The sequence below is a fragment of the Pseudomonas sp. QC2 genome, assembly GCF_002859085.1.
Classification (GTDB): domain Bacteria; phylum Pseudomonadota; class Gammaproteobacteria; order Pseudomonadales; family Pseudomonadaceae; genus Aquipseudomonas; species Aquipseudomonas petroselini.
Genome location: NZ_PKKS01000018.1, coordinates 31,102 through 51,795 on the forward strand (window position 1 = coordinate 31,102; position 20,694 = coordinate 51,795).

Sequence of the window (20,694 nt, forward strand, 5' to 3'; positions counted from 1 at the left end):
GGGGGCTTGCCCCCGATAGTCGCGTAGCGACTTATTGGATGATCAGGTTGTTGAACAACAGGTCTTCCACCACCGGCTTGCCCGTCTCGTCGTTCATCACTTGCTGGGTTTGCTTCAACGCTTCCTGGCGCAGCTTTTCCTTGCCTTCAACGGTGCTCATGGCCTCGTTGGTCTGCTGGGTGAACAGTGCCACCAGCTGGTTGCGGATCAATGGATCGTTGGCTTTGACCAGTGCTGCCGCCTCGGTGCCGGTCACGCGCAGGGCGATGTCGGCCTTGAACACCTTGAGCTTCGCCGTGCCATCCAGGCCATAGTTACCCACGAACGGCGGGCTCAGGCTGATATAGCTGACTTTCGGCGCCTCGCCTTCTTTGGCCTCTTCGGCCTGGGCTGCCATCGGCAAGGTCAGGGCCAGCATCAATAGGATCCACGCTTTCACAGTTCATTCCTCACATTCGGTTGCCGGGTAGCATAACGCTAGCAAGGCAGAGCACAAGCTTATGGCGACTTATCAGGCCCGGGCATGCTCGTTGACCCAGGGGCATACCCTCCTACACTTATCGGCCACGACGCCAAAAGGAATAGTCCGATGAAAGCTGTGCTGTGCAAAGCCTTCGGCCCCGCCGAAACCCTGGTGCTGGAAGAGATCGCCAGCCCGGCGATCAAGAAGAACGAAATCCTGCTGGACGTGCATGCCGCCGGGGTCAACTTCCCGGACACCCTGATTATCGAGGGCAAGTACCAGTTCAAGCCGCCCTTCCCGTTCTCGCCGGGTGGCGAAGCGGCGGGCGTGGTCAGTGAAGTGGGCGAAAAAGTCAGCCACCTCAAAGTCGGTGACCGGGTCATGGCGCTGACCGGCTGGGGCAGCTTTGCCGAACAGGTCGCGGTGCCGGGCTATAACGTGCTGCCGATCCCGCCGAGCATGGACTTCAACACGGCCGCCGCGTTCAGCATGACCTACGGCACGTCCATGCACGCGCTGAAACAACGGGCCAACCTGCAACCCGGCGAAACCCTGTTGGTCCTGGGCGCCTCCGGAGGCGTGGGCCTGGCCGCCGTGGAAATCGGCAAGGCCATGGGCGCACGGGTGATCGCTGCCGCCAGCAGCGCCGACAAACTGGCGGTGGCGAAGGCCGCCGGCGCCGATGAGCTGGTCAACTACAGCGAAACCAGCCTGAAAGACGAGATCAAGCGCCTGACCGACGGCAACGGTGCCGATGTGATCTACGACCCGGTGGGGGGCGACCTGTTTGACCAAGCCATCCGCGCCATCGCCTGGAACGGCCGCTTGCTGGTGGTGGGGTTTGCCAGCGGGCGCATCCCGGAGCTGCCGGTGAACCTGGCGCTGCTCAAGGGGGCGGCGGTGGTCGGGGTGTTCTGGGGTTCATTTGCCCAGCGGCAGCCGCAGGACAATGCGGCGAATTTCCAGCAATTGTTCGGCTGGTACGCCGAGGGCAAGTTGAAGCCGTTGGTGTCGCAGGTGTATCCACTGGAACAAGCCGCCCAGGCGATCAATGACCTGGGGCAGCGCAAGGCGGTGGGCAAGGTCGTGGTCCAAACGCGCTGAGCGATGTGAAATGCGCTCACAGGTGGAAGGGGGCTTGCTCCCGATTGCAGGGTGTCAGTCACTGAATCTGTCGACTGAGCCACCGCTATCGGGCGCAAGCCGCCTCCCACATTTGGGTCTCCATCATCCTGAAGAACTCAACCACGACCCGCACTTATCTATTAGCGACATGTTCATAAGAGAACATGCAATTGCGCTCATTTCCTGTGTTTGCCACTAAGAGGCGATGCTATTTTCGGTAACGAAACTGTAACATTCGCATCCGCAGTCAAAACAAGAAATCTGGAGCCCTTGAATGTTTGCTTTCTTTCGTCCTGCCGCACATCAGGCGCCCCTGCCTGAAGAAAAAATAGACAGTACCTACCGACGCCTGCGCTGGCAGATCTTCGCCGGTATTTTCTTCGGTTACGCCGGGTACTACCTGCTGCGCAAAAACTTCTCCCTCGCCATGCCGTACCTGATCGACGAGGGTTACACCCGTGGTGAACTGGGCCTGGCTATGTCCGCCATCGCGATTGCCTACGGCCTGTCCAAATTCCTCATGGGCCTGGTGTCCGACCGCTCGAACCCGCGCTATTTCCTGCCCTTCGGCCTGCTGGTTTCAGCAGGGGTGATGTTCATTTTCGGTTTCGCACCTTGGGCGACGTCCAGCGTGACCATGATGTTCATTTTGCTGTTCATCAATGGCTGGGCCCAGGGCATGGGCTGGCCGCCGAGCGGACGCACCATGGTGCACTGGTGGTCGCAGAAAGAACGCGGTGGCGTGGTGTCGGTGTGGAACGTGGCGCATAACGTCGGCGGCGGCCTGATCGGCCCGCTGTTCCTGCTGGGCATGGCCTGGTTCAACGACTGGCATGCAGCGTTCTATGTACCGGCGACGGTGGCCTTGGCAGTGGCGGCGTTTGCCTTCATCACCATGCGCGACACGCCGCAGTCGGTCGGCCTGCCGCCGATTGAGAAATACAAGAACGATTACCCGGAAGGCTACGACGCCAGCCACGAAGACGAATTCAGCGCCAAGGAAATTTTCGTCAAGTACGTGCTGCGCAATAAAATGCTGTGGTACATCGCCTTCGCCAACGTCTTCGTCTACCTGCTGCGCTACGGCGTACTGGATTGGGCACCGACCTACCTCAAGGAAGCCAAGCACTTCACGGTCGATAAATCATCCTGGGCGTACTTCTTCTACGAATGGGCGGGTATCCCAGGCACGCTGCTGTGCGGCTGGATGTCGGACAAGATCTTCCGTGGCAACCGTGGCCTGACCGGTATCGTGTTCATGGCGCTGGTGACCGTGGCGACCCTGGTGTACTGGCTCAACCCGCCGGGCAACCCGATGGTCGACATGATCGCGCTGGTGTCCATCGGCTTCCTGATCTACGGCCCGGTGATGCTGATCGGCCTGCAAGCGCTGGAACTGGCACCGAAGAAAGCGGCCGGCACCGCGGCAGGTTTCACCGGTCTGTTCGGTTACCTGGGCGGTTCGGTGGCGGCGAGCGCGGCCATGGGCTACACCGTGGACCATTTCGGCTGGGACGGTGGTTTTGTGCTGCTGATCGGCGCGTGCGTATTGGCGATCGCCTTCCTGATCCCCACGCTGTGGCACACCAACAGCGTCAGCTCGGCGCGTTAATCGCCTGAGCAATCCTTTGCACAACGCTTGAGCCGCGCCTCCAGGTTTTTATCTGGCATGGCGTGGCTACGCAGGGCGTTGACGGTCTGCTCGACATAATCGCGAGTGGTGCCGTAACGCCCGCAAGCGCTTTGCAACACATGGTTCAGCACGATGTCGGGCAGGTTGCCGGCGTAGCTGGGCAGGTGTCGCTCCAATACAAACCCGAGCGCCTGCACGGTACTGCCATCCTCAAGACGGCAACTGAGCCAGTGCGGCCGATAGGAGGGGTAAGGCATCTCGCGCTGCCACAGGGCATACAGCGAGGCCTCCAGCTGATCTTCCGGCAAGCGGTAAGCGAACCCACTGCAAGAGCCTCCACGGTCCAGACCAAACACCAGCCCCGGCAACTCCGGCGTGCCCCGATGCTCGTGAGACCACAGGTACAGGCCCCGGTGATAACCGTGAACCCGCGCCCGCATGCGCTCGGTCGACGAGCATTCAGGCCGCCAGATCAGCGAACCATACGCAAACAGCCAGACCGGCCCACCCTTATGCCGAGCCATGGTGGCTTGCATCGAGCTCATCAATTGTTCGTGAGTGAGTTGCGGCCCAAGATCGAGTCGCGGAGGGTAAGCCAATTGCAAAAGATCGGTTTCAATGGCGGTCATGGCAAATCGCTTAGGTCTCCTGTGCTCTTACCAGTTATAGGCAACTTTACCGTAATAGAACGCGCCGCTGTAACCGTACGGCGAAAAAGTGCTATAGGCCAAATTGCCACCACTGCTGGCGAAGGCGTTGACCTTCTCCGGGTACTTATCAGTGACGTTGTCGCCGCCCAGGGTGAAGGTCCAGTTCTTCAGCTTGTAGTCTGCCGACAGGTCCAGCACCCAGGCCGCCTTGAAGGTCTGGTCATTGACCTTGTCTGCCTGGTAGCTGGTGAATTCACCATAGCGCACCAGGTTGCTGTGCAGCGCCCAACGGCCGAAGGTGAAGTCGTTACCCAGGCTCAGCTTGTGTTGTGGCGTGGTATCGCCGAGCAAACCGATACGCTCGCGACGGTCCACGCGCAACAGGTTCACACCCAGGCTGTCGAGAATCGCCGGGTTGGCTTTTACGTCAGTGACTTTGGTGTGGTTGTAGTTATAGCCCACGGTGCTGTTCCAGCGGATACCGTTATCGAACTGGTAGCGATAGTTGGCCACGAGGTCGACACCGTCGGTGCTGGTGTCGGTCGCGTTGGTGAAGTAGCGGGCGCTGGTGTAGTTGATGTTGCCCACGCCATTGGCTTGCAGGTAGGCAATCGCCGCCGGGTTGAGGTTCAGGTTTGACGACAGGCTGATGCGGTCGCGGATGTCGATACGGTACACATCGAGCGTCACGGTCAGGTCATCGGCAGGCTCCAGCACCAGGCCGAGGCTGTAGTTGCGCGACTTTTCAGCCTTGAGGTCTTCGGCGCCGAGCAAGCGAGCCACCTGGCTGTTGGCCGGGAAGGTGCCCGCTTCCTGGACGGTACTGCCGATCAGTTGCGATGAGGTGTAGGCAAAGTTCTGCTGGGCCAGGGACGGCGCGCGGAAACCATTGGAAATACTGCCGCGCAAGGCCACCTGCGGGGTGAAGTCGTAGCGGGCCGACAGCGAGCCACTGACGTTGGAACCGAAGTCGCTGTAGTCCTCATGGCGCACGGCGGCGGAGGCGCTGAGTTTTTCGGTGAAATTGGTTTCCAGGTCCAGGTACTGCGCCCAGTTATGCCGTGTGCTCGTACCGGCGTCGGCGTCGCGGAAACCGCCCAGGCCGGAGCTGCCGGTCTGGAAGTAGGACGCCGGCTCACCCGCTTCGATCTCGTAACCCTGGTGCAGGTATTCGCCACCAAAGGCCACGGAGACCGGGTAAGGCAGGAAGCCCACGTCGAACTCACGCGACAGGTCCAGGCTGATCTGCTTCTGATCGTTGCTCAGGGTGCCGTTGTTGAACTTGCGCGGCGTGGCCAGGCCCAGGGACGTGTTGATGGTTTCGGTGCCCAGCTCGTACTGGTTCTTGCCGTAGTTGGCCGACAGGTCGTAATGCCAGTCGTAGGCCAACAGCCCGCGCAGGCCCACCACCAGCGAGGTGTCTTCCAGGTTGCCCTTGATCAGCGGCAGGTAGCCGTTGGGGTTGAGTGCCGCGATGTTGTTGGAGGCGTTGCTCGCCCGGTAAAACGCTGCCGTCTCCCCGCGCCGTTTGCTGTAGCCACCGAAGCTGTAGAACTCGGCGGCATCGTTGAAGGCATATTCCGAGTTGAACTGGAATTTGCCTTCATCGGTGGCCGGCTCGCCCTGGCGGAACACGCGCTGGCCGTAGGTGGTGGAACCGATGCTGGCTGGGCGGTAATCATTGCCGGCGCGGTTGGTGTAATCGTTATCGGCGCCTTCGGCCGACAGGTTGATAAAGCCGTTGTCGCCCAGCGCCAGGCCGGTATTGCCGCTGACATTACGCTGGATACCGTCGCCCTTCTTGTACTCGCCGAACTTGGTGGAGATCGAGCCGCCCTGGTCGGCGTGCTTGAGGATCACGTTGATCACCCCGGCAATCGCATCGGAGCCATAGCGGGCGGACGCGCCGTCGCGCAGCACTTCGATATGGTCCACCGCCGACAGCGGGATCGCGTTCAAGTCCGCCGGTGCAGAGCCACGGCCCACCGCCCCACCCAGGTTGACGAAGGCGCTGGTGTGGCGACGTTTGCCATTGACCAGCACCAGCACCTGATCCGGCGACAGGCCGCGCAATTGCGCAGGACGCACCAGTTCGGCGCCGTCCACCAGGCTTGGGCGTGGGAAATTGATCGACGGAATCAGCCGCGCCAACACCGCGCCCAACTCATCGGAACCCGTGCTGCGCAAGGTATCTCCGGAAATCACATCGATCGGTGACAGCGAAGCACTGGCCGTACGCTCCTGGGCGCGGGTACCGGTGACGATCACAGTGTCGAGCTTGGGTGTATCGGTGGCGGACGTTTCGGCCGCAAAGACGGGATTGAAACCCACAGCGGTCAGCAAATTGGCCGACAAAATCGCCGTGTACAGCGCGTGTTGCTGGTAGCTCCCCATACCGCTCCCCTTGAATCAAAAACCAGAACGTCGTGCTCTGAGTTCGTACGATCGGTCCGGCTGGCGGGCGGTGGCGGTCAGTGATTGGTTGTTGTGAGTGTTCGGTAGTCCGTTGATATATAGCCTAATGATATTTATGAAAAAAATTAAATACCTTTAAAGAATAAGCGAATGCATAAGCGAATCCGCCCATTCATCAGGATTGAGCGCGCCAATCTCGCTACTTTCAGCCCCGGTTCAGCCTGGGAACGTGCCAAACCCTCAAAATAACGCACACATCACGACCCACCTAGCCGCCCAATAATCGACTACCGAGGTCGCACCCATGAAGAAATTCCGACTGCCTGGCCTGTTGCTGCTGGCCCAGGCCACCACCGCACTGGCGGGCGAAACATCCGCTACCGAGGACGACAAAGGCTTCTGGTATGCACAGACCAGCGTCTACACGCGGCACTTCGCGCCCGACCCGGACCACAACAACAACCAGGATCTGATCGGCCTGGAGCGCAACGAAGCATCCGGTTTTGTGTACGGCGGGGCGACGTTCCGCAACTCGTTCCGCCAACGCTCGTACTACGCCTATGCGGGCAAGCGCTATGACATGGCCGACTATCCGGTGTATTTGAAGCTGACAGGCGGGGCGATCCAAGGTTATCGCGGCAAGTACCGCGACAAGATCCCGTTGAATCGTTTTGGCGTGGCGCCGGTGATCATTCCGTCCGTGGGCACGCATTACGGGCCGGTGGCGGCGGAGTTGGTGTTACTGGGGTTCAATGCGGCGATGGTGACGACGGGATTGCGATTCTAAGCAGGCACCGTCCAGCGTGGTAGCGGGCTTACTGGGGCGAGGGAGCTTGCTGTGGCGAGGGAGCTTGCTGTGGCGAGGGAGCTTGCTCCCGTTCGACAGCGCAGCTGGAGCCGGCTCTTTGGGCGGCGCTTCGCCCCCCAGCGCAAGCCAGCGTGCTCGCCACAGCAAGCCCGCACAATTTGATCGGCATGCAACCGTGATGTTTTGCCCGGCTCAGGGCCGTGGCGCGTAGGCAAACACATCGGCACGCATCTGGTGCGCATCCATACCGGCCTCGACCAGGGCATCCAGGGTGCCGTAGATCATCGCCGGTGAACCGCTGGCGTAGACGTGCACCGACTTGAGGTCGGTGATGTCTTCGCACACCGCTTCGTGCAGCAACCCGCAGCGCCCTTCCCAGCCGCACAAGTCACTGACGACTTTGTGCAGGAACAGGTTGGGCAGTTGCAGCCACTGGTCCCAGTGTTCTATCTGGTAGAAATCTTCCGGGCGACGCACGCCCCAGTACAGGTGCACCGGGTGCTTGAAGCCGGACGCGCGACAATGTTCGATCAGGCTATGCATCTGCGCCATGCCGGTGCCGGCGGCGATCAACACCAGCGGCCCATCCGGCAACTCGGCCAAATGGGTGTCGCCGAACGGCAGCTCCACACGGGCCATCTGATTGCGCTGCAGTTGCTCCAGCAAGCTACGCGCGCTGTCCTCGCGGGCCAGCACATGCAGCTCCAGCTCGCGCCCGGCATGGGGCGCCGACGCCAGGGAAAATGCCGACTTCTCGCCATTCTCCCGCTCGATCATCAAGTATTGCCCGGCGTGGTAACGCACCGTCTTGCCGGCTGGCGCCCGCAGGCGCACACGCCACACGTCGCCACCGACCTCTACACATTCACTCAATTGGCACGACAACTTGCGCAACGGCAACTCTCCCGGCGCCAGCACGCCATCCCACAACACAATGCAGTCTTCCAGCGGCTCAGCGATGCAGGTGTAGAACTCGCCGTGGTCACGCACCTCACCGGCTTGCTGCACGCGGCCTTCCACCAACAGCGCCGCGCACACATGGCACACGCCGTTGCGGCAGGCCTGGGGGCATTCGTAGCCCAGGCGGCGCGCACCTTCGAGGATTCGCTCGCCAGGGACCAGCTCCAGCACGGCGCCGGAAGGTTGCAGGGTTACACGCATCAATCTATTCCCAATTCTTTCCAAATCGCATCAACACGCGCGGTGACAGCTTCATCCTTGACGATCACCCTGCCCCACTCGCGGGTGGTTTCACCCGGCCATTTGTGGGTAGCGTCCAGGCCCATCTTCGACCCCAGGCCAGACACGGGCGACGCGAAGTCGAGGTAGTCGATCGGCGTGTTGTCGATCATCACCGTGTCGCGCTTGGGGTCCATGCGCGTGGTGATGGCCCAGATCACGTCGTTCCAGTCGCGGGCATTGATGTCGTCGTCGGTGACAATAACGAACTTGGTGTACATGAACTGTCGCAAAAACGACCACACACCGAGCATTACCCGCTTGGCATGACCGGGGTACGACTTCTTCATGGTCACGATGGCCATGCGGTACGAGCAGCCTTCCGGCGGCAGGTAGAAGTCGGTGATCTCCGGGAATTGCTTCTGCAGGATCGGCACGAACACTTCGTTGAGCGCCACGCCGAGAATGGCCGGCTCATCCGGCGGACGGCCGGTGTAGGTGCTGTGGTAGATCGGTTTGATCCGATGGGTGATGCGCTCGACGGTGAACACCGGGAAGCTGTCGACTTCGTTGTAGTAGCCGGTGTGGTCGCCGTAAGGGCCTTCATCCGCCATTTCGCCGGGATGAATCACGCCTTCGAGGATGATTTCAGCAGTCGCCGGCACTTGCAGGTCGTTGCCGCGGCACTTCACCAGCTCGGTACGGTTGCCGCGCAACAGGCCAGCGAAAGCGTATTCGGACAGGCTGTCAGGCACCGGGGTCACGGCCCCGAGGATGGTGGCCGGGTCGGCACCCAGGGCCACGGAGACCGGGAACGGTTTACCAGGGTGTTTTTCGCACCACTCGCGGAAGTCCAAGGCACCGCCACGGTGGCTCAGCCAGCGCATGATCACCTTGTTGCGGCCGATCACTTGCTGGCGGTAGATACCGAGGTTCTGGCGATCCTTGTTCGGGCCTTTGGTGACGGTCAGGCCCCAGGTGATCAGCGGGCCGACGTCGCCGGGCCAGCAGGTCTGTACCGGCAACATGGCGAGGTCGACATCATCGCCTTCGATGACCACTTCCTGGCACACCGCGTCCTTGACCACCTTGGGGGCCATGGCAATGATCTTGCGGAAGATCGGCAGCTTCGACCAGGCATCCTTCAGCCCCTTGGGCGGCTCGGGCTCCTTGAGAAAGGCCAGCAACTTGCCGATCTCGCGAAGCTCGCTGACCGACTCGGCGCCCATGCCAAAGGCCACGCGCTCGGGGGTACCGAAGAGGTTGCCCAGCACCGGGATATCAAAGCCGGTCGGGTTCTCGAACAGCAGCGCCGGGCCCTTGTTGCGCAGGGTACGGTCGCAAATCTCAGTCATTTCCAGCACCGGGGAAATCGGCATCTGGATACGTTTCAACTCTCCGCGCTGCTCAAGTTGCTGCACGAAATCCCGAAGATCCTTGAATTTCATTAACCATGCCACCCGTAAAATAGGCGTACATCCTACCTGCTCTGAAGGCAGCTGGCAGCTTAATTGGCCGTCAGCCGCCGTGATTGCAAGGAACTGAACAGCGGTTCCAGGAAGGCCTCGATGTGCCGCGCGCCCACGTCAGAGAGGTGGTTGTCGTCGGTGTACAACGCGCGACCATTGAGCTCGACCCGGCACAGGCCATCGGCGCCACACAGCAGGGGCGCGGGGTCCAACACGGTCACGCCGCTGTCGGCAGCCGCCAGTTCGTCAAACAACTGAGTGATAAAGGCCTGGCGCTTCATATGTTCCTCCACGGGCAGCCCTTCCTTGTCCACCGGACGGTGCATCATGGCCAGGCGACTGAGGCGGTACGGCACAATGATTTCCTGCAACGGCACCTCCTTGACCAGCCACACCCGATGCCCGGCGGCGCGCAGCCCTTTAATACGTTCGCGCAGGCCCTGGGCGAAGCGCTCTTCAGCCACGGAGCGTACGTAGTTGCCGGTGGCAGGGTCTTTGAGCGCATGCTCTTTGTCCCCTGACATTTGCCCATAGAGGTACAGGCTCCAGCGCGCCACCAGCACTACATCGCTGAACGGCTGTTCGGCCATGGCTTTCTCGACCCGCTGGTTGAAATGCGCGCAACGGGCAATATTCTCCAGGCCATCCAATGGCATGCAGCCGGCGAAGCTCGCCTGCACCAGGCTGATATCGTGACGTTTGGCGCCGTCCTCGAGTGCCGGAATCAATGCGGTGGCATGGCTGTCACCCCAGACCAGCGCGGACACCGAGCTGTTTTTGGGACCGAAGTGGCAAAACAGGCGTTCATCCGGCGTGTTTTTGTCGGCCATGCACGCCATCAACGCCGGGCTCCATGTTTTCGCCTGGGCATAACGCAGCGCCTGCTCGGACAAGCGCCAGGGCACCCCTTTGGCTTCACGCAACGCCAAACCGGTAAAACCAAGGCACAGGATCCCGGCGAGACCCGCCGCCAGGATCGCCTTGCGGCCCGCCAGCAAGCGCTTTTCGCGAAACGGTGCCTCCACGAAACGCCAGGACAGATAGCCCAGCACCAGGCTCACCAGCATCAGGCCCGCCAACTCAAACGGGCTCAAACCGTCCACCGCCGCATAGTTGGCGTACACGAACACCGGCCAGTGCCACAGGTACCAGGAATATGAAATAAGCCCCACGCCCACCATGACCCGAGAGCTCAACAAGCGCCCGACCCAGGTGTGTTGCTGCCCGTTGGCCCAGATCAACCCGACCACGCCCAGCACCGGCAGCAACGCGGCAGCACCAGGAAACGGCGTGTGTCGATCGAAACCGAACACGGCAATCAGGATCAACGCCAGGGAGACCAGGCTGACCCCTTGGGCCAGAGCGGGCGGGGCGCGCCAGTCACGCAGGGGCATCACCGCCAGCATCGCCCCGGCGAGTAACTCCCAGGCACGCAGGTGCAGCAGATAGAACGCTTTTTGCGGCTGATGCGTGACCGCCCAGACGCTCATGCCGAAAGACACCAGCAACACACCCAGCAACGCCAGCCGCCAATGTTTCAAACGGCTTGAAAGCAGGGTCAGCAACAGCGGAAAGACAATGTAGAACTGCTCTTCCACTGCCAACGACCAGGTATGCAGTAACGGCTTGATGTCGGAGGCCGCATCAAAATAACCGTGCTGGCGTGCAAACAGCAGATTGGAGCTGAAGGTCGCCTGATAGTGCGCCGAGCGCCCCAATGCTTCGTAGTCCTTGGGCGCCAGCAGGAACCAACCCACCACCAGCGTCGCCGCCATCATCACAAACAGCGCCGGCAGAATACGCCGGGCACGGCGCGCCCAGAACTCCACGAAACTGAAACGCCCGGCCTGACGTTCGCGCCAGATGATCGAGGTGATCAGAAAGCCGGAAATCACAAAAAACACATCGACGCCGACAAAACCGCCAGTGACGCCTGGAACGCCAAAATGGAACAGCACGACAGCCAGGACAGCAATGGCACGCAGGCCGTCGATGTCTCTTCGATAAGCAAGAACGGTCATAAACAATGGTCAGCCAGATACGAATGGGGATGAGCGTAGCCGCACTCACCTGTTTTTGTTTCTTAACTGACACTTGAGGTGCTCAAACCTCCCCTTTTCGACACAAAAAAAATGGCGCCCCTGAGGGCGCCATTTTTTCGGACCTGAAACGTGGTTTTACTTACGCTTCATCGACAAGAAGAACTCATCGTTGGTCTTGGTGGTTTTCAGCTTGTCGATCAAGAACTCGATGGCAGCGACTTCGTCCATCGGGTGCAGCAGCTTGCGCAGGATCCACATACGCTGCAGTTCGTCGTCGGCGGTCAGCAACTCTTCGCGGCGGGTACCGGAACGGTTGATGTTGATCGCCGGGAACACGCGTTTTTCCGCGATGCGACGGTCCAGGGGCAGTTCCATGTTGCCGGTACCCTTGAACTCTTCGTAGATCACTTCGTCCATCTTCGAACCGGTTTCAACCAGTGCGGTGGCGATAATGGTCAGCGAGCCGCCTTCCTCGATGTTCCGCGCGGCGCCGAAGAAACGCTTCGGTTTCTCCAGGGCGTGGGCATCGACACCACCGGTCAATACCTTGCCGGAGCTCGGGATCACGGTGTTATAGGCGCGGGCCAGACGGGTGATGGAGTCGAGCAGGATCACCACGTCCTTCTTGTGTTCGACCAGGCGCTTGGCCTTCTCGATCACCATTTCGGCAACCTGCACGTGGCGGGTTGGCGGCTCATCGAACGTGGAGGCAACCACTTCGCCGCGCACGGTGCGCTGCATTTCGGTCACTTCTTCCGGACGCTCATCGATCAACAGCACGATCAGGTGAACTTCAGGATTGTTACGTGCGATGTTCGCTGCAATGTTCTGCAGCATGATGGTCTTACCGGCCTTCGGCGGGGCGACGATCAGGCCACGTTGGCCTTTGCCGATCGGGGCACACAGGTCGATGACACGGCCGGTCAAGTCTTCGGTGGAACCGTTACCGGCTTCCATCTTCATGCGCACGGTCGGGAACAGCGGCGTCAGGTTCTCGAAGAGAATCTTGTTTTTCGCGTTCTCGGGACGATCGAAGTTGATCGTGTCGACCTTGAGCAGGGCGAAATAACGCTCGCCTTCCTTCGGAGGGCGGATCTTGCCAACAATGGTGTCGCCGGTGCGCAAGTTGAAGCGACGGATCTGGCTCGGCGAGACGTAGATATCGTCTGGGCCGGCGAGATAGGAGGCGTCTGCAGAGCGGAGGAAGCCGAAGCCGTCCTGGAGAATCTCCAGCACGCCATCACCGGAGATTTCCTCGCCGCTTTTCGCGTGCTTTTTCAGCAGGGAGAAAATCACGTCCTGCTTGCGCGAACGGGCCATATTTTCTATGCCCATTTCTTCGGCCAGTTGGAGCAGGTCGGTAATCGGCTTTTGCTTGAGTTCAGTCAGATTCATATAGGAATGACGTAATCATTTATGGAGGGGGGAAATTAAGCTTTTGGCTTAATGAGGCCGCGCCGCAGAGAAGGCGACAGGATCGCGTACTAATCGAAAAGGAATGCGTCGGCGACGGCTTGCAGGGGGCAGTGGAGAAACCAGTGCGGGGCCGAATGTACCACCTGAGTTTGGGAGCGTCTAGCCCTGTTTCACGAAAAAGCCCCGCTATTTGCGGGGCTTTTTTGACGACGCTTAGATGTTCGCGTCGAGGAAAGCTTGCAGCTGAGACTTCGACAGCGCGCCTACTTTAGTGGCTTCGACGTTGCCGTTCTTGAACAGCATCAGCGTAGGAATACCACGCACGCCATGCTTGGCCGGGGTTTCCTGGTTGTCGTCGATGTTCAGCTTGGCAATGGTCAATTTGCCTTCGTAGGTGGTCGCAATGTCGTCCAGGACTGGAGCGATCATTTTGCAAGGGCCGCACCATTCAGCCCAGTAGTCAACCAGCACCGGGCCAGCAGCCTTGAGTACTTCGGCCTCAAAGGTCGCGTCGGTGACGTGCTTGATAAGATCGTTGCTCATGGATGTCTCCGGATTGTAAGCAAAAAAAACGTGGCCCATCATAGCCGCCCTTCCCCCGTTCAGGAAGCCGCCTCTGATTGAGTCTTGCTATGGTGGCGCATGAGTTTGCGTATAGCCCAACTCACGGCGTTACGGGAGTCACGAAGGCGATGCCCGTGCGCAACGCCGCATTGCGCACGTGTTCCTGCATGGTTTTCTGCGCCGCCGCACTGGCGCGCCGGGCCAGGGCACGCAGGATCTTGCGGTGCTCCTGCCAGGTTTCCATGGCCCGCTCCGGCCGGATGAACGGTAGTTTCTGGCTCTCCAGGAACACCTCGGCGCTGGCGCTCAGGATACTCACCATGGCTTGGTTACCGCTGGCCAGCAGGATGCGTTGGTGAAATTCAAAGTCCAGCCGCGCGGCGGCTTCAAAGTCGCCGACCTTGAGCACCTTGCGCATCGCTTCGACGTTGTCTTCCAGGCGGTCCAGTTCATCCGTCGTCAACGTGACCGCCGCCAGCCCCGCCGCAAACCCCTCAAGGGCGTAGCGCAACTGGAAGATATCCAGCGGCGTGGCCTGCGCCGCGAACGGCCAGGCAAACCCTGGCGATTCCTCAGGCGCTTGCACGAACACCCCCTTGCCAGGCTGCACACTCACCACTCCCAAGGCACTCAGTGACGACAACGCCTCGCGCAACGACGCCCGGCTCACGCCCAACTGCACGGCCAGGTCACGCTGGGACGGCAACGCATCGCCCGGCCCGAAGCCTTGCTCCTTGATCAGTTTGCGGATGGCCTGCAGGGCCGCTTCCGGTACGGCTTGGGCGATGGAATTCATAAAAAACTCAAGGTTCCAGTCAACTGAGCGGCTAGTTGTAAAGCTATTCGCGGCAGGCGGCAAGCCACGCCCCAAAGGCGCTCGCCCGATTCTGCCAGCGCTCGAAAAGGGTGCGAAAAGCCCGACAACTGTTCAGACCAGTAAGACCACCTCGGCTCAATAAACACCAGCCTTACAGACGATCTGAGCGGTACTGGCATGGGCTGTGCACTGGGCAAATCCAGAAAATCCCTTCGCCCTTCTCGGAGAGTTGCCATGACCAAGCGCTACAGCGCCCTGCTTACTGCCCTGTTCGCCAGCCTGATGCTGAGCCAGGCACCCGCCCAGGCCAATGGTCTGGACGACATCGTTGCCCGTGGCACCCTAAAGGTCGCCGTGCCCCAGGACTTCCCGCCGTTCGGCTCGGTCGGCCCTGACATGAAGCCTCGCGGCCTCGACATCGACACCGCCAAGCTGTTGGCCGACCAGCTCAAGGTCAAGCTGGAGCTGACCCCGGTGAACAGCACCAACCGTATTCCGTTCCTCACCACCGGCAAGGTCGACCTGGTGATTTCCAGCCTGGGCAAGAACCCCGAGCGCGAAAAGGTCATCGATTTTTCCAAGGCCTACGCGCCGTTCTACCTGGCCGTGTTCGGTCCGCCTGATGCCGCCATCAGCAGCGTCGACGACCTCAAGGGCAAGACCATCAGCGTGACCCGTGGCGCCATTGAAGACATCGAGCTGACCGCCGTCGCGCCCAAGGAAGCCACGATCAAACGCTTCGAAGACAACAACTCGACCATCGCCGCCTACCTGGCCGGCCAGGTCGACCTGATTGCCAGCGGTAACGTGGTGATGGTGGCGATCAGCGAGCGCAACCCGAAACGCGTGCCGGCGTTGAAGGTGAAGCTCAAGGATTCCCCCGTGTACGTGGGCGTGAACAAGAACGAGCCCGCACTGCTGGAGAAGGTCAATCAGATCCTGGTTGCGGCCAAGGCCGACGGCAGCCTGGAAAAGAACGCGATGCAGTGGCTCAAAGAACCATTGCCTGCTGATCTCTAAGGCGGAGCTGACCCATGGCCTATCAATTCGACTTTGTGCCGGTGCTGGCCAATACCGACCTGCTGCTGCGCGGCGCACTGTTCACCCTTGAGCTGACAGCGATCGGTGCGATCCTGGGGGTAGCCCTGGGCACCGTCGGAGCGGTGGTGAGGGCGTGGAAGATCCAGCCCTTCGCCTGGTGCTTCGGTGTGTATGTCGAGTTGATTCGCAACACACCGTTCCTGGTGCAGCTGTTCTTCATCTTCTTCGGCCTGCCGTCATTGGGGCTGAAAATTACCGAGTGGCAAGCCGCCGTGCTGGCGATGGTGATCAACTTGGGGGCCTACTCCACCGAGATCATCCGCGCCGGCATCCAAGCCATTCCCCGCGGGCAACTGGAAGCCGCCGCCGCGCTGGCCATGACGCGTTTCGAAGCCTTCCGTCATGTGGTGCTGCTGCCGGCGCTGGGCAAGGTGTGGCCGGCGCTGAGCAGCCAGATCATCATCGTGATGCTCGGTTCGGCGGTGTGTTCCCAGATCGCCACCGAGGAGCTGAGCTTTGCCGCCAACTTTATCCAGTCGCGTAACTTCCGTGCGTTCGAAACCTATGCCCTGACCACCCTGGTGTACCTGTGCATGGCGCTGATGATTCGCCAGTTGCTCAATTGGATCGGTCGACGCTTCGTGATGAGGAACAGCCGATGAGTGATTTTTCCTTTTGGGACATCGTGCGTAACCTGGCCACCGGCCTGCAATGGACACTCCTGCTGTCGCTGGTGGCGTTTGTTGGTGGCGGCGTGATCGGTTTGCTGGTGATGACGATGCGCATCAGCCGCAAAGCCTTCCCGCGCAACGTGGCGCGCACCTATATCGAACTGTTCCAGGGCACACCGCTGCTGATGCAGCTGTTCCTGGTGTTTTTCGGCATTGCCCTGCTCGGCGTGGATATCTCGCCCTGGCTGGCGGCGGCCATTGCCCTGACCCTGTTTACCAGCGCCTACCTGGCCGAAATCTGGCGCGGCTGCGTCGACTCCATCGCCCATGGGCAATGGGAAGCGTCGGCCAGCCTGGCGCTTAACCCACTGGAGCAACTGCGCTACGTGATCCTGCCCCAGGCGCTGCGAATTGCCGTGGCGCCAACGGTGGGCTTCTCGGTGCAAGTCGTCAAAGGCACCGCCGTGACTTCGATCATCGGCTTTACCGAACTGACCAAGACCGGCGGCATGCTCGCCAACGCCACCTTCGAGCCCTTCATGGTCTACGGCCTGGTGGCCCTTGGTTACTTTTTGCTCTGCTACCCCTTGTCCCTCAGTGCGCGCTACCTGGAAAGGAGACTGCATGCCTCTGCTTAGAATTTCCGCCCTGCATAAGTATTACGGCGATCACCACGTACTCAAGGGCATAGACCTGACCGTTGAAGAAGGCCAGGTGGTGGCGATCATCGGCCGCAGCGGCTCGGGCAAGTCCACTTTGCTGCGAACCCTCAACGGCCTGGAATCCATCAACGACGGCGTGATCGAAGTCGATGGCGAATACCTGGACGCCGCCCGCGCCGACCTGCGCAGCCTGCGGCAGAAAGTCGGCATGGTGTTCCAGCAGTTCAACCTGTTCCCGCACCTGACTGTCGGCGAAAACGTCATGCTTGCGCCACAAGTGGTGCAGAAGGTGCCCAAGGCCAAGGCCGCCCAATTGGCCAGGCAAATGCTCGAACGCGTGGGGCTGGGCGAGAAATTCGACGCCTTCCCCGATCGCCTGTCCGGCGGCCAGCAACAACGCGTGGCGATTGCCCGCGCGCTGGCGATGTCGCCCAAGGTGTTGCTGTGCGACGAAATCACCTCGGCCCTCGACCCGGAACTGGTCAACGAAGTGCTCAGCGTGGTGCGCCAACTGGCCAAGGACGGCATGACCCTGATCATGGTGACCCACGAAATGCGCTTCGCGCGGGAAGTCGGCGATAAGCTGGTGTTCATGCACCAGGGCAAGGTGCATGAAGTGGGTGACCCCAAGCAGCTGTTCGCCAACCCGCAAACGGCCGAACTGGCCAACTTCATCGGCTCTACGGAACAGTAGGACTGACCAGTTCGAATTGGCCATGCCCCTCCAGCAGCACCTCCCGGCGCACCGAGAGGGCATCGGCGGGCAAGTGAACCTCAATCTCTACCTGGGCCGTCAACCGGCGGCCCGTCACTGGCACACCGGCTGCGCTCGCCACCAATGTGCGGCCAGGTAACAGCCGCCCGTCAGCCGTTTCATCGGGTTGCCACGCCACCGGCCTGCCGTCGACCTGAGCCCGCTTCAGGCTCAACATGAAGCGTCCTTGCCGGCCAAACTGAAAACCCTGGGCATCGGCAGGCGCACCACTGAAGCGCAATGCCATTGCCGCCGGGTTGGCGCAGAGCACGCTCAGGTGCAGCGTACGCTGCGTATCCAGCCTCAGTGTCGAGCGACCGGACGACGTTTGCGAGGGACGAATCACCCCGTAATCGACCCGGGGCTCGCTCAAGGTCATCCGGCAGTCTTCAGCCCGCGCCTGGTTCACCAGCAGGGCGACGACCACCAGACACACGCCAGCGGCACGCGGGCCGTTCATCCGTTCAGCGAACATGGCATACCACGGGTGCGGTTTCGTAGAGTTGGTCATCGTCAGGCTCTTGCTCCGGGTTGACTTGCAGCAGACAGGATTGCGAATCCGGCAATGAAACCTTCAGGGTTTGCGGCCCATCGATGTTGCTGAGGAAAATCATGCCCTCACCCACCACGCTGGTTACAAAGTTGTTGTCCTGGCCAAACACAGCAGCCCCTTGAGGCAAGGGCCGACCTTGTTCATCCTGAGCTTCAAGCAACAGGCGACGGACTTTCATCACATCAAAGTTGAGAATATTGACTGAACCCCGACCAGCGGCGAGCACCTTGGTCCCGTTCTTCAAGTCGACGCGCTTGGGCAGCGACTGGGTCTGCACCTGCAGATGGTTGTTGCTGTAGGCCTGCAGCCCGGGGATCACGGCCTGGCCACTGAAATCGGTCCATACCGGTCCTTGGGGCGTCGAGACCTTTGCCGCACCGATATCACCCACCGAGACAATGCCAAAGGTGTCCTGCACCGCATACGGAGAGAAGGTCACGCCGTGCTCATGGGCCACGATGCCGCCTTGCAGTTGGCCGGAATAGTTGGTGTTCGACGGGTCACGGTCGACGCCCAGGCTCACGCGGGTATAGAGCGGCAAGATGTCCACACGGCCACGCACGCTTTGCTCTCGTTCTTTCAGGTCCCGATCAACACCGACCTCGTAGTTCAAATAGTCGTTGACCCGCTCGCTGAGGGCGGTGCCGGCATCCAGCCGGTCACCTCGACGACTGACGTAAGCGCTCACACGCCGATCATCGCCGAGCGGCACCGTGACCTGCAGCCGGACAGACGTGCCCTCGTCCAGCCGCTCGTCACGGCGACCGCCCCGAACCGGGTCCAGGCGCCGAGGCTCGGTCGCACCTACCTGAGCGTCGGCGATCAGGGCTACCCCCACGCCGTTGAAGGTGTTGTTCCACGAGGCAAAGAGGTGATCGTTGGAGTGCCCGTCAAATTGCGAGTTACGTGTGAAGCCGAGGGAGAAACCGCCCAGGGACGGGTCCGCCCAGCTCAAACCTGCCGTGTACTGGCGCTTGAAACGCGCATCCAGATCGTACCCTCGCGACGCCTGGCCGGCGTCCAGTACTTCCCGGTAGCCGCGGCTCTGTGCCGAGGCACTCAGGTTGATATCAAGGTTGGCAAATAACGGAGTCCCCAAAGACAGCGTGCTACGTGCGCCTCCCACCTCATCTTGAGCATCACGGGACAGGTTATGCCGCACACCCACGGTCACCTGGTGGAAAAATACACTGCTCAGGGAGCCGCCTGCCGACTGGTACTCATCGGTACTCAGTAGACCGAAGCCCAACGACGAGCGCTGGCCCAATCCCCAGGTGCCGCTGCCCATGGCGACCACAGGGGACTCCCGGTTGTCGAGGGACGTCTCACGCACCTTGCCGAGGGAAAAATAGTACCCCGGCTCCACCGGCGCCCCACCACGAAAGGAAGCAGCGGGCACCACGAAACTGCGCTTGGCCCCACGCACGTCAATCACGCTCACGTCGAGGTCGCTGGTGCTGTTCAGCAATGGCAAACCGGTAAGCCTGAAAGGACCTTCCGGCACCAGGGTGGAGTGGATCAATGCGCCCGATTGACGGACTTCGACCCGAGACTGGCTTTGAGCCAGCCCTTCCACCACGACGTTGCTGTCGCCCGTGCCGGTGCGCTGCTGGCCATCCGGGGAGAACTGCAAGCCCGTCAGCTGCACACCGCCAAATATCGGGTTGTTGCTGGAAATCTGCCCCACCTGGAAGGTCGACTGCAACGCCGCGATATCACGCTGGGCATAAGCATTCACCTGCTCGGTGCGCGTCTTGCCATTGTCGGACACATAAAACTGGCGGCTGCGGACAATCCAATTACCCAGGTTGAAACCCGCCTCGGTATAGGCCGATACGAAGCGACTTGGCCCACCGCGCGAGTGGGTATCGAAACCCAATATGTCGTAGTTAAAGAGGGCTGCCGCGCCCCCCTGGGAAAAATTCCCGGTCTCCCACTCGGGCTCGCGCAGGGACTGCGTGGGCACCACCAGGGTGATCTCATCGCTGCTGGGGCGTAGCCGCACCATGGTCGCCGGGTATTCCCCGACGAAGTCATGGCAGGCCTGGTCAGGGGTAATGCCCTCGCGCAGAACCCTGGACGGGGTGACCAGACCGGCCTTTGCCAGTAACGCAGGGGTGAAGCACAACTGGCCCTGGTAATCGAAACGTGCATCAACCAACCCCAGCGGGGTGCCATTGACTCGCAGCCCGACCACATGGACACCTTCGCGAAAGCGCGCGGCGCTACGAAAGTATTCCGACACCTGTGGATCAATGCCAAGGGAGGTCAACGCAGCCAGATCAAAACCTTCCCCCAGCCCGACCGCTGCGCTGGTACCGGGCAGACTCCACAGCGTCGCAAGCCCCAGCAGAATCCTGGAACGCGCTTGGGAAACATTGCTCGGCACGCTATTGGCAGAGCGACGGGTATGCCTGCTCTTCTTCATAGGC

18 protein-coding genes are annotated in these 20,694 nt (G+C 60.9%); 7 read left to right on the forward strand and 11 right to left on the reverse strand.

Annotated features, from left to right (window positions below):
- Positions 1 to 31 precede the first annotated feature (31 nt).
- Entirely contained in the window at positions 32 to 439 is a 408-nt protein-coding gene (locus tag QCBJ_RS16085; RefSeq protein WP_015886451.1) for a flagellar basal body-associated protein FliL, read from the reverse strand.
- A 150-nt stretch (positions 440 to 589) separates the two neighbouring features.
- Between QCBJ_RS16085 and QCBJ_RS16090 the strand changes: the two genes are divergently transcribed.
- Complete coding sequence (locus tag QCBJ_RS16090) at positions 590 to 1,567, forward strand: NADPH:quinone oxidoreductase family protein (RefSeq protein WP_064054381.1); 978 nt, start codon at positions 590 to 592, stop codon at positions 1,565 to 1,567.
- A 295-nt stretch (positions 1,568 to 1,862) separates the two neighbouring features.
- Positions 1,863 to 3,200, forward strand: a complete 1,338-nt coding sequence (gene glpT / locus QCBJ_RS16095) for a glycerol-3-phosphate transporter (RefSeq protein WP_015886453.1) — start codon at positions 1,863 to 1,865, stop codon at positions 3,198 to 3,200.
- Here glpT and QCBJ_RS16100 read toward each other — a convergent pair.
- Positions 3,197 to 3,850 (reverse strand): gamma-glutamylcyclotransferase, encoded by a 654-nt coding sequence (locus tag QCBJ_RS16100; RefSeq protein ID WP_102061187.1) that lies wholly within the window; start codon positions 3,848 to 3,850, stop codon positions 3,197 to 3,199. The two genes, glpT and QCBJ_RS16100, sit on opposite strands and share 4 nt — an antisense overlap.
- A gap of 27 nt (positions 3,851 to 3,877) precedes the next feature.
- Positions 3,878 to 6,265: a TonB-dependent siderophore receptor gene (locus QCBJ_RS16105; RefSeq protein WP_102061188.1), complete on the reverse strand. Its 2,388-nt coding sequence runs from the start codon at positions 6,263 to 6,265 to the stop codon at positions 3,878 to 3,880.
- A 325-nt stretch (positions 6,266 to 6,590) separates the two neighbouring features.
- On the opposite strand from QCBJ_RS16105, the gene QCBJ_RS16110 reads away from it, so the two are divergent.
- Positions 6,591 to 7,073: a hypothetical protein gene (locus tag QCBJ_RS16110; protein WP_015886456.1), complete on the forward strand. Its 483-nt coding sequence runs from the start codon at positions 6,591 to 6,593 to the stop codon at positions 7,071 to 7,073.
- Positions 7,074 to 7,286: 213 nt separating this feature from the next.
- Here the strand turns inward: QCBJ_RS16110 and QCBJ_RS16120 are convergent, their stop codons facing one another.
- The 6 genes from QCBJ_RS16120 to QCBJ_RS16145 form a co-directional block, all read right to left on the reverse strand.
- Positions 7,287 to 8,255, reverse strand: coding sequence for a CDP-6-deoxy-delta-3,4-glucoseen reductase (locus QCBJ_RS16120; protein ID WP_102061190.1), 969 nt, complete (start codon positions 8,253 to 8,255; stop codon positions 7,287 to 7,289).
- On the reverse strand, positions 8,255 to 9,721 hold the full coding sequence (ubiD, locus tag QCBJ_RS16125; protein ID WP_003176824.1) for a 4-hydroxy-3-polyprenylbenzoate decarboxylase: 1,467 nt from the start codon (positions 9,719 to 9,721) through the stop codon (positions 8,255 to 8,257). Before ubiD ends, QCBJ_RS16120 begins: the two co-directional genes overlap by 1 nt.
- Before the next feature lie 59 nt (positions 9,722 to 9,780).
- The gene (locus tag QCBJ_RS16130) at positions 9,781 to 11,763 is read right to left on the reverse strand and encodes an acyltransferase family protein (RefSeq protein ID WP_102061191.1); all 1,983 of its coding nucleotides are present in this window, start codon (positions 11,761 to 11,763) and stop codon (positions 9,781 to 9,783) included.
- Between the two features lie 156 nt (positions 11,764 to 11,919).
- Positions 11,920 to 13,179, reverse strand: a complete 1,260-nt coding sequence (gene rho, locus QCBJ_RS16135; RefSeq protein WP_003176825.1) for a transcription termination factor Rho — start codon at positions 13,177 to 13,179, stop codon at positions 11,920 to 11,922.
- A 234-nt stretch (positions 13,180 to 13,413) separates the two neighbouring features.
- The gene (trxA, locus tag QCBJ_RS16140) at positions 13,414 to 13,743 is read right to left on the reverse strand and encodes a thioredoxin TrxA (RefSeq protein WP_015886460.1); all 330 of its coding nucleotides are present in this window, start codon (positions 13,741 to 13,743) and stop codon (positions 13,414 to 13,416) included.
- Positions 13,744 to 13,864: 121 nt separating this feature from the next.
- Positions 13,865 to 14,560, reverse strand: a complete 696-nt coding sequence (locus QCBJ_RS16145) for a FadR/GntR family transcriptional regulator (RefSeq protein WP_015886461.1) — start codon at positions 14,558 to 14,560, stop codon at positions 13,865 to 13,867.
- Between the two features lie 255 nt (positions 14,561 to 14,815).
- On the opposite strand from QCBJ_RS16145, the gene QCBJ_RS16150 reads away from it, so the two are divergent.
- Genes QCBJ_RS16150 through QCBJ_RS16165 form a run of 4 tightly spaced genes read left to right on the forward strand, consistent with a single transcriptional unit; the run spans position 14,816 to position 17,649 of the window.
- Positions 14,816 to 15,601 carry a transporter substrate-binding domain-containing protein gene (locus QCBJ_RS16150; RefSeq protein ID WP_015886462.1) on the forward strand — a complete coding sequence of 262 codons (786 nt, stop codon included), beginning with the start codon at positions 14,816 to 14,818 and terminating at the stop codon, positions 15,599 to 15,601.
- Between the two features lie 14 nt (positions 15,602 to 15,615).
- Positions 15,616 to 16,284, forward strand: a complete 669-nt coding sequence (locus QCBJ_RS16155; protein ID WP_010207407.1) for an amino acid ABC transporter permease — start codon at positions 15,616 to 15,618, stop codon at positions 16,282 to 16,284.
- Complete coding sequence (locus QCBJ_RS16160; RefSeq protein WP_046034889.1) at positions 16,281 to 16,931, forward strand: amino acid ABC transporter permease; 651 nt, start codon at positions 16,281 to 16,283, stop codon at positions 16,929 to 16,931. The genes QCBJ_RS16155 and QCBJ_RS16160 overlap by 4 nt, the downstream gene beginning before the upstream one ends.
- A complete protein-coding gene (locus QCBJ_RS16165) occupies positions 16,918 to 17,649 on the forward strand; it encodes an amino acid ABC transporter ATP-binding protein (protein WP_046034888.1) in 732 nt (243 codons plus the stop codon). The genes QCBJ_RS16160 and QCBJ_RS16165 overlap by 14 nt, the downstream gene beginning before the upstream one ends.
- Here the strand turns inward: QCBJ_RS16165 and QCBJ_RS16170 are convergent.
- The gene (locus QCBJ_RS16170; protein ID WP_102061267.1) at positions 17,636 to 18,169 is read right to left on the reverse strand and encodes a hypothetical protein; all 534 of its coding nucleotides are present in this window, start codon (positions 18,167 to 18,169) and stop codon (positions 17,636 to 17,638) included. The genes QCBJ_RS16165 and QCBJ_RS16170 overlap by 14 nt on opposite strands.
- A 4-nt stretch (positions 18,170 to 18,173) precedes the next feature.
- The gene (locus QCBJ_RS16175; protein ID WP_256581515.1) at positions 18,174 to 20,690 is read right to left on the reverse strand and encodes a fimbria/pilus outer membrane usher protein; all 2,517 of its coding nucleotides are present in this window, start codon (positions 20,688 to 20,690) and stop codon (positions 18,174 to 18,176) included.
- Positions 20,691 to 20,694 lie beyond the last annotated feature (4 nt).

What these genes read in the sequence shown, in the direction of transcription:
- QCBJ_RS16090 (WP_064054381.1), top strand. Translation starts at nt 590, where the DNA reads ATGAAAGCTGTGCTGTGCAAAGCCTTCGGCCCCGCCGAAACCCTGGTG.
- glpT (WP_015886453.1), top strand. Translation starts at nt 1,863, where the DNA reads ATGTTTGCTTTCTTTCGTCCTGCCGCACATCAGGCGCCCCTGCCTGAA.
- QCBJ_RS16100 (WP_102061187.1), bottom strand. Translation starts at nt 3,850, where the DNA reads ATGACCGCCATTGAAACCGATCTTTTGCAATTGGCTTACCCTCCGCGA.
- QCBJ_RS16105 (WP_102061188.1), bottom strand. Translation starts at nt 6,265, where the DNA reads ATGGGGAGCTACCAGCAACACGCGCTGTACACGGCGATTTTGTCGGCC.
- QCBJ_RS16110 (WP_015886456.1), top strand. Translation starts at nt 6,591, where the DNA reads ATGAAGAAATTCCGACTGCCTGGCCTGTTGCTGCTGGCCCAGGCCACC.
- QCBJ_RS16120 (WP_102061190.1), bottom strand. Translation starts at nt 8,255, where the DNA reads ATGCGTGTAACCCTGCAACCTTCCGGCGCCGTGCTGGAGCTGGTCCCT.
- ubiD (WP_003176824.1), bottom strand. Translation starts at nt 9,721, where the DNA reads ATGAAATTCAAGGATCTTCGGGATTTCGTGCAGCAACTTGAGCAGCGC.
- QCBJ_RS16130 (WP_102061191.1), bottom strand. Translation starts at nt 11,763, where the DNA reads ATGACCGTTCTTGCTTATCGAAGAGACATCGACGGCCTGCGTGCCATT.
- rho (WP_003176825.1), bottom strand. Translation starts at nt 13,179, where the DNA reads ATGAATCTGACTGAACTCAAGCAAAAGCCGATTACCGACCTGCTCCAA.
- trxA (WP_015886460.1), bottom strand. Translation starts at nt 13,743, where the DNA reads ATGAGCAACGATCTTATCAAGCACGTCACCGACGCGACCTTTGAGGCC.
- QCBJ_RS16145 (WP_015886461.1), bottom strand. Translation starts at nt 14,560, where the DNA reads ATGAATTCCATCGCCCAAGCCGTACCGGAAGCGGCCCTGCAGGCCATC.
- QCBJ_RS16150 (WP_015886462.1), top strand. Translation starts at nt 14,816, where the DNA reads ATGACCAAGCGCTACAGCGCCCTGCTTACTGCCCTGTTCGCCAGCCTG.
- QCBJ_RS16155 (WP_010207407.1), top strand. Translation starts at nt 15,616, where the DNA reads ATGGCCTATCAATTCGACTTTGTGCCGGTGCTGGCCAATACCGACCTG.
- QCBJ_RS16160 (WP_046034889.1), top strand. Translation starts at nt 16,281, where the DNA reads ATGAGTGATTTTTCCTTTTGGGACATCGTGCGTAACCTGGCCACCGGC.
- QCBJ_RS16165 (WP_046034888.1), top strand. Translation starts at nt 16,918, where the DNA reads ATGCCTCTGCTTAGAATTTCCGCCCTGCATAAGTATTACGGCGATCAC.
- QCBJ_RS16170 (WP_102061267.1), bottom strand. Translation starts at nt 18,169, where the DNA reads ATGAACGGCCCGCGTGCCGCTGGCGTGTGTCTGGTGGTCGTCGCCCTG.
- QCBJ_RS16175 (WP_256581515.1), bottom strand. Translation starts at nt 20,690, where the DNA reads ATGAAGAAGAGCAGGCATACCCGTCGCTCTGCCAATAGCGTGCCGAGC.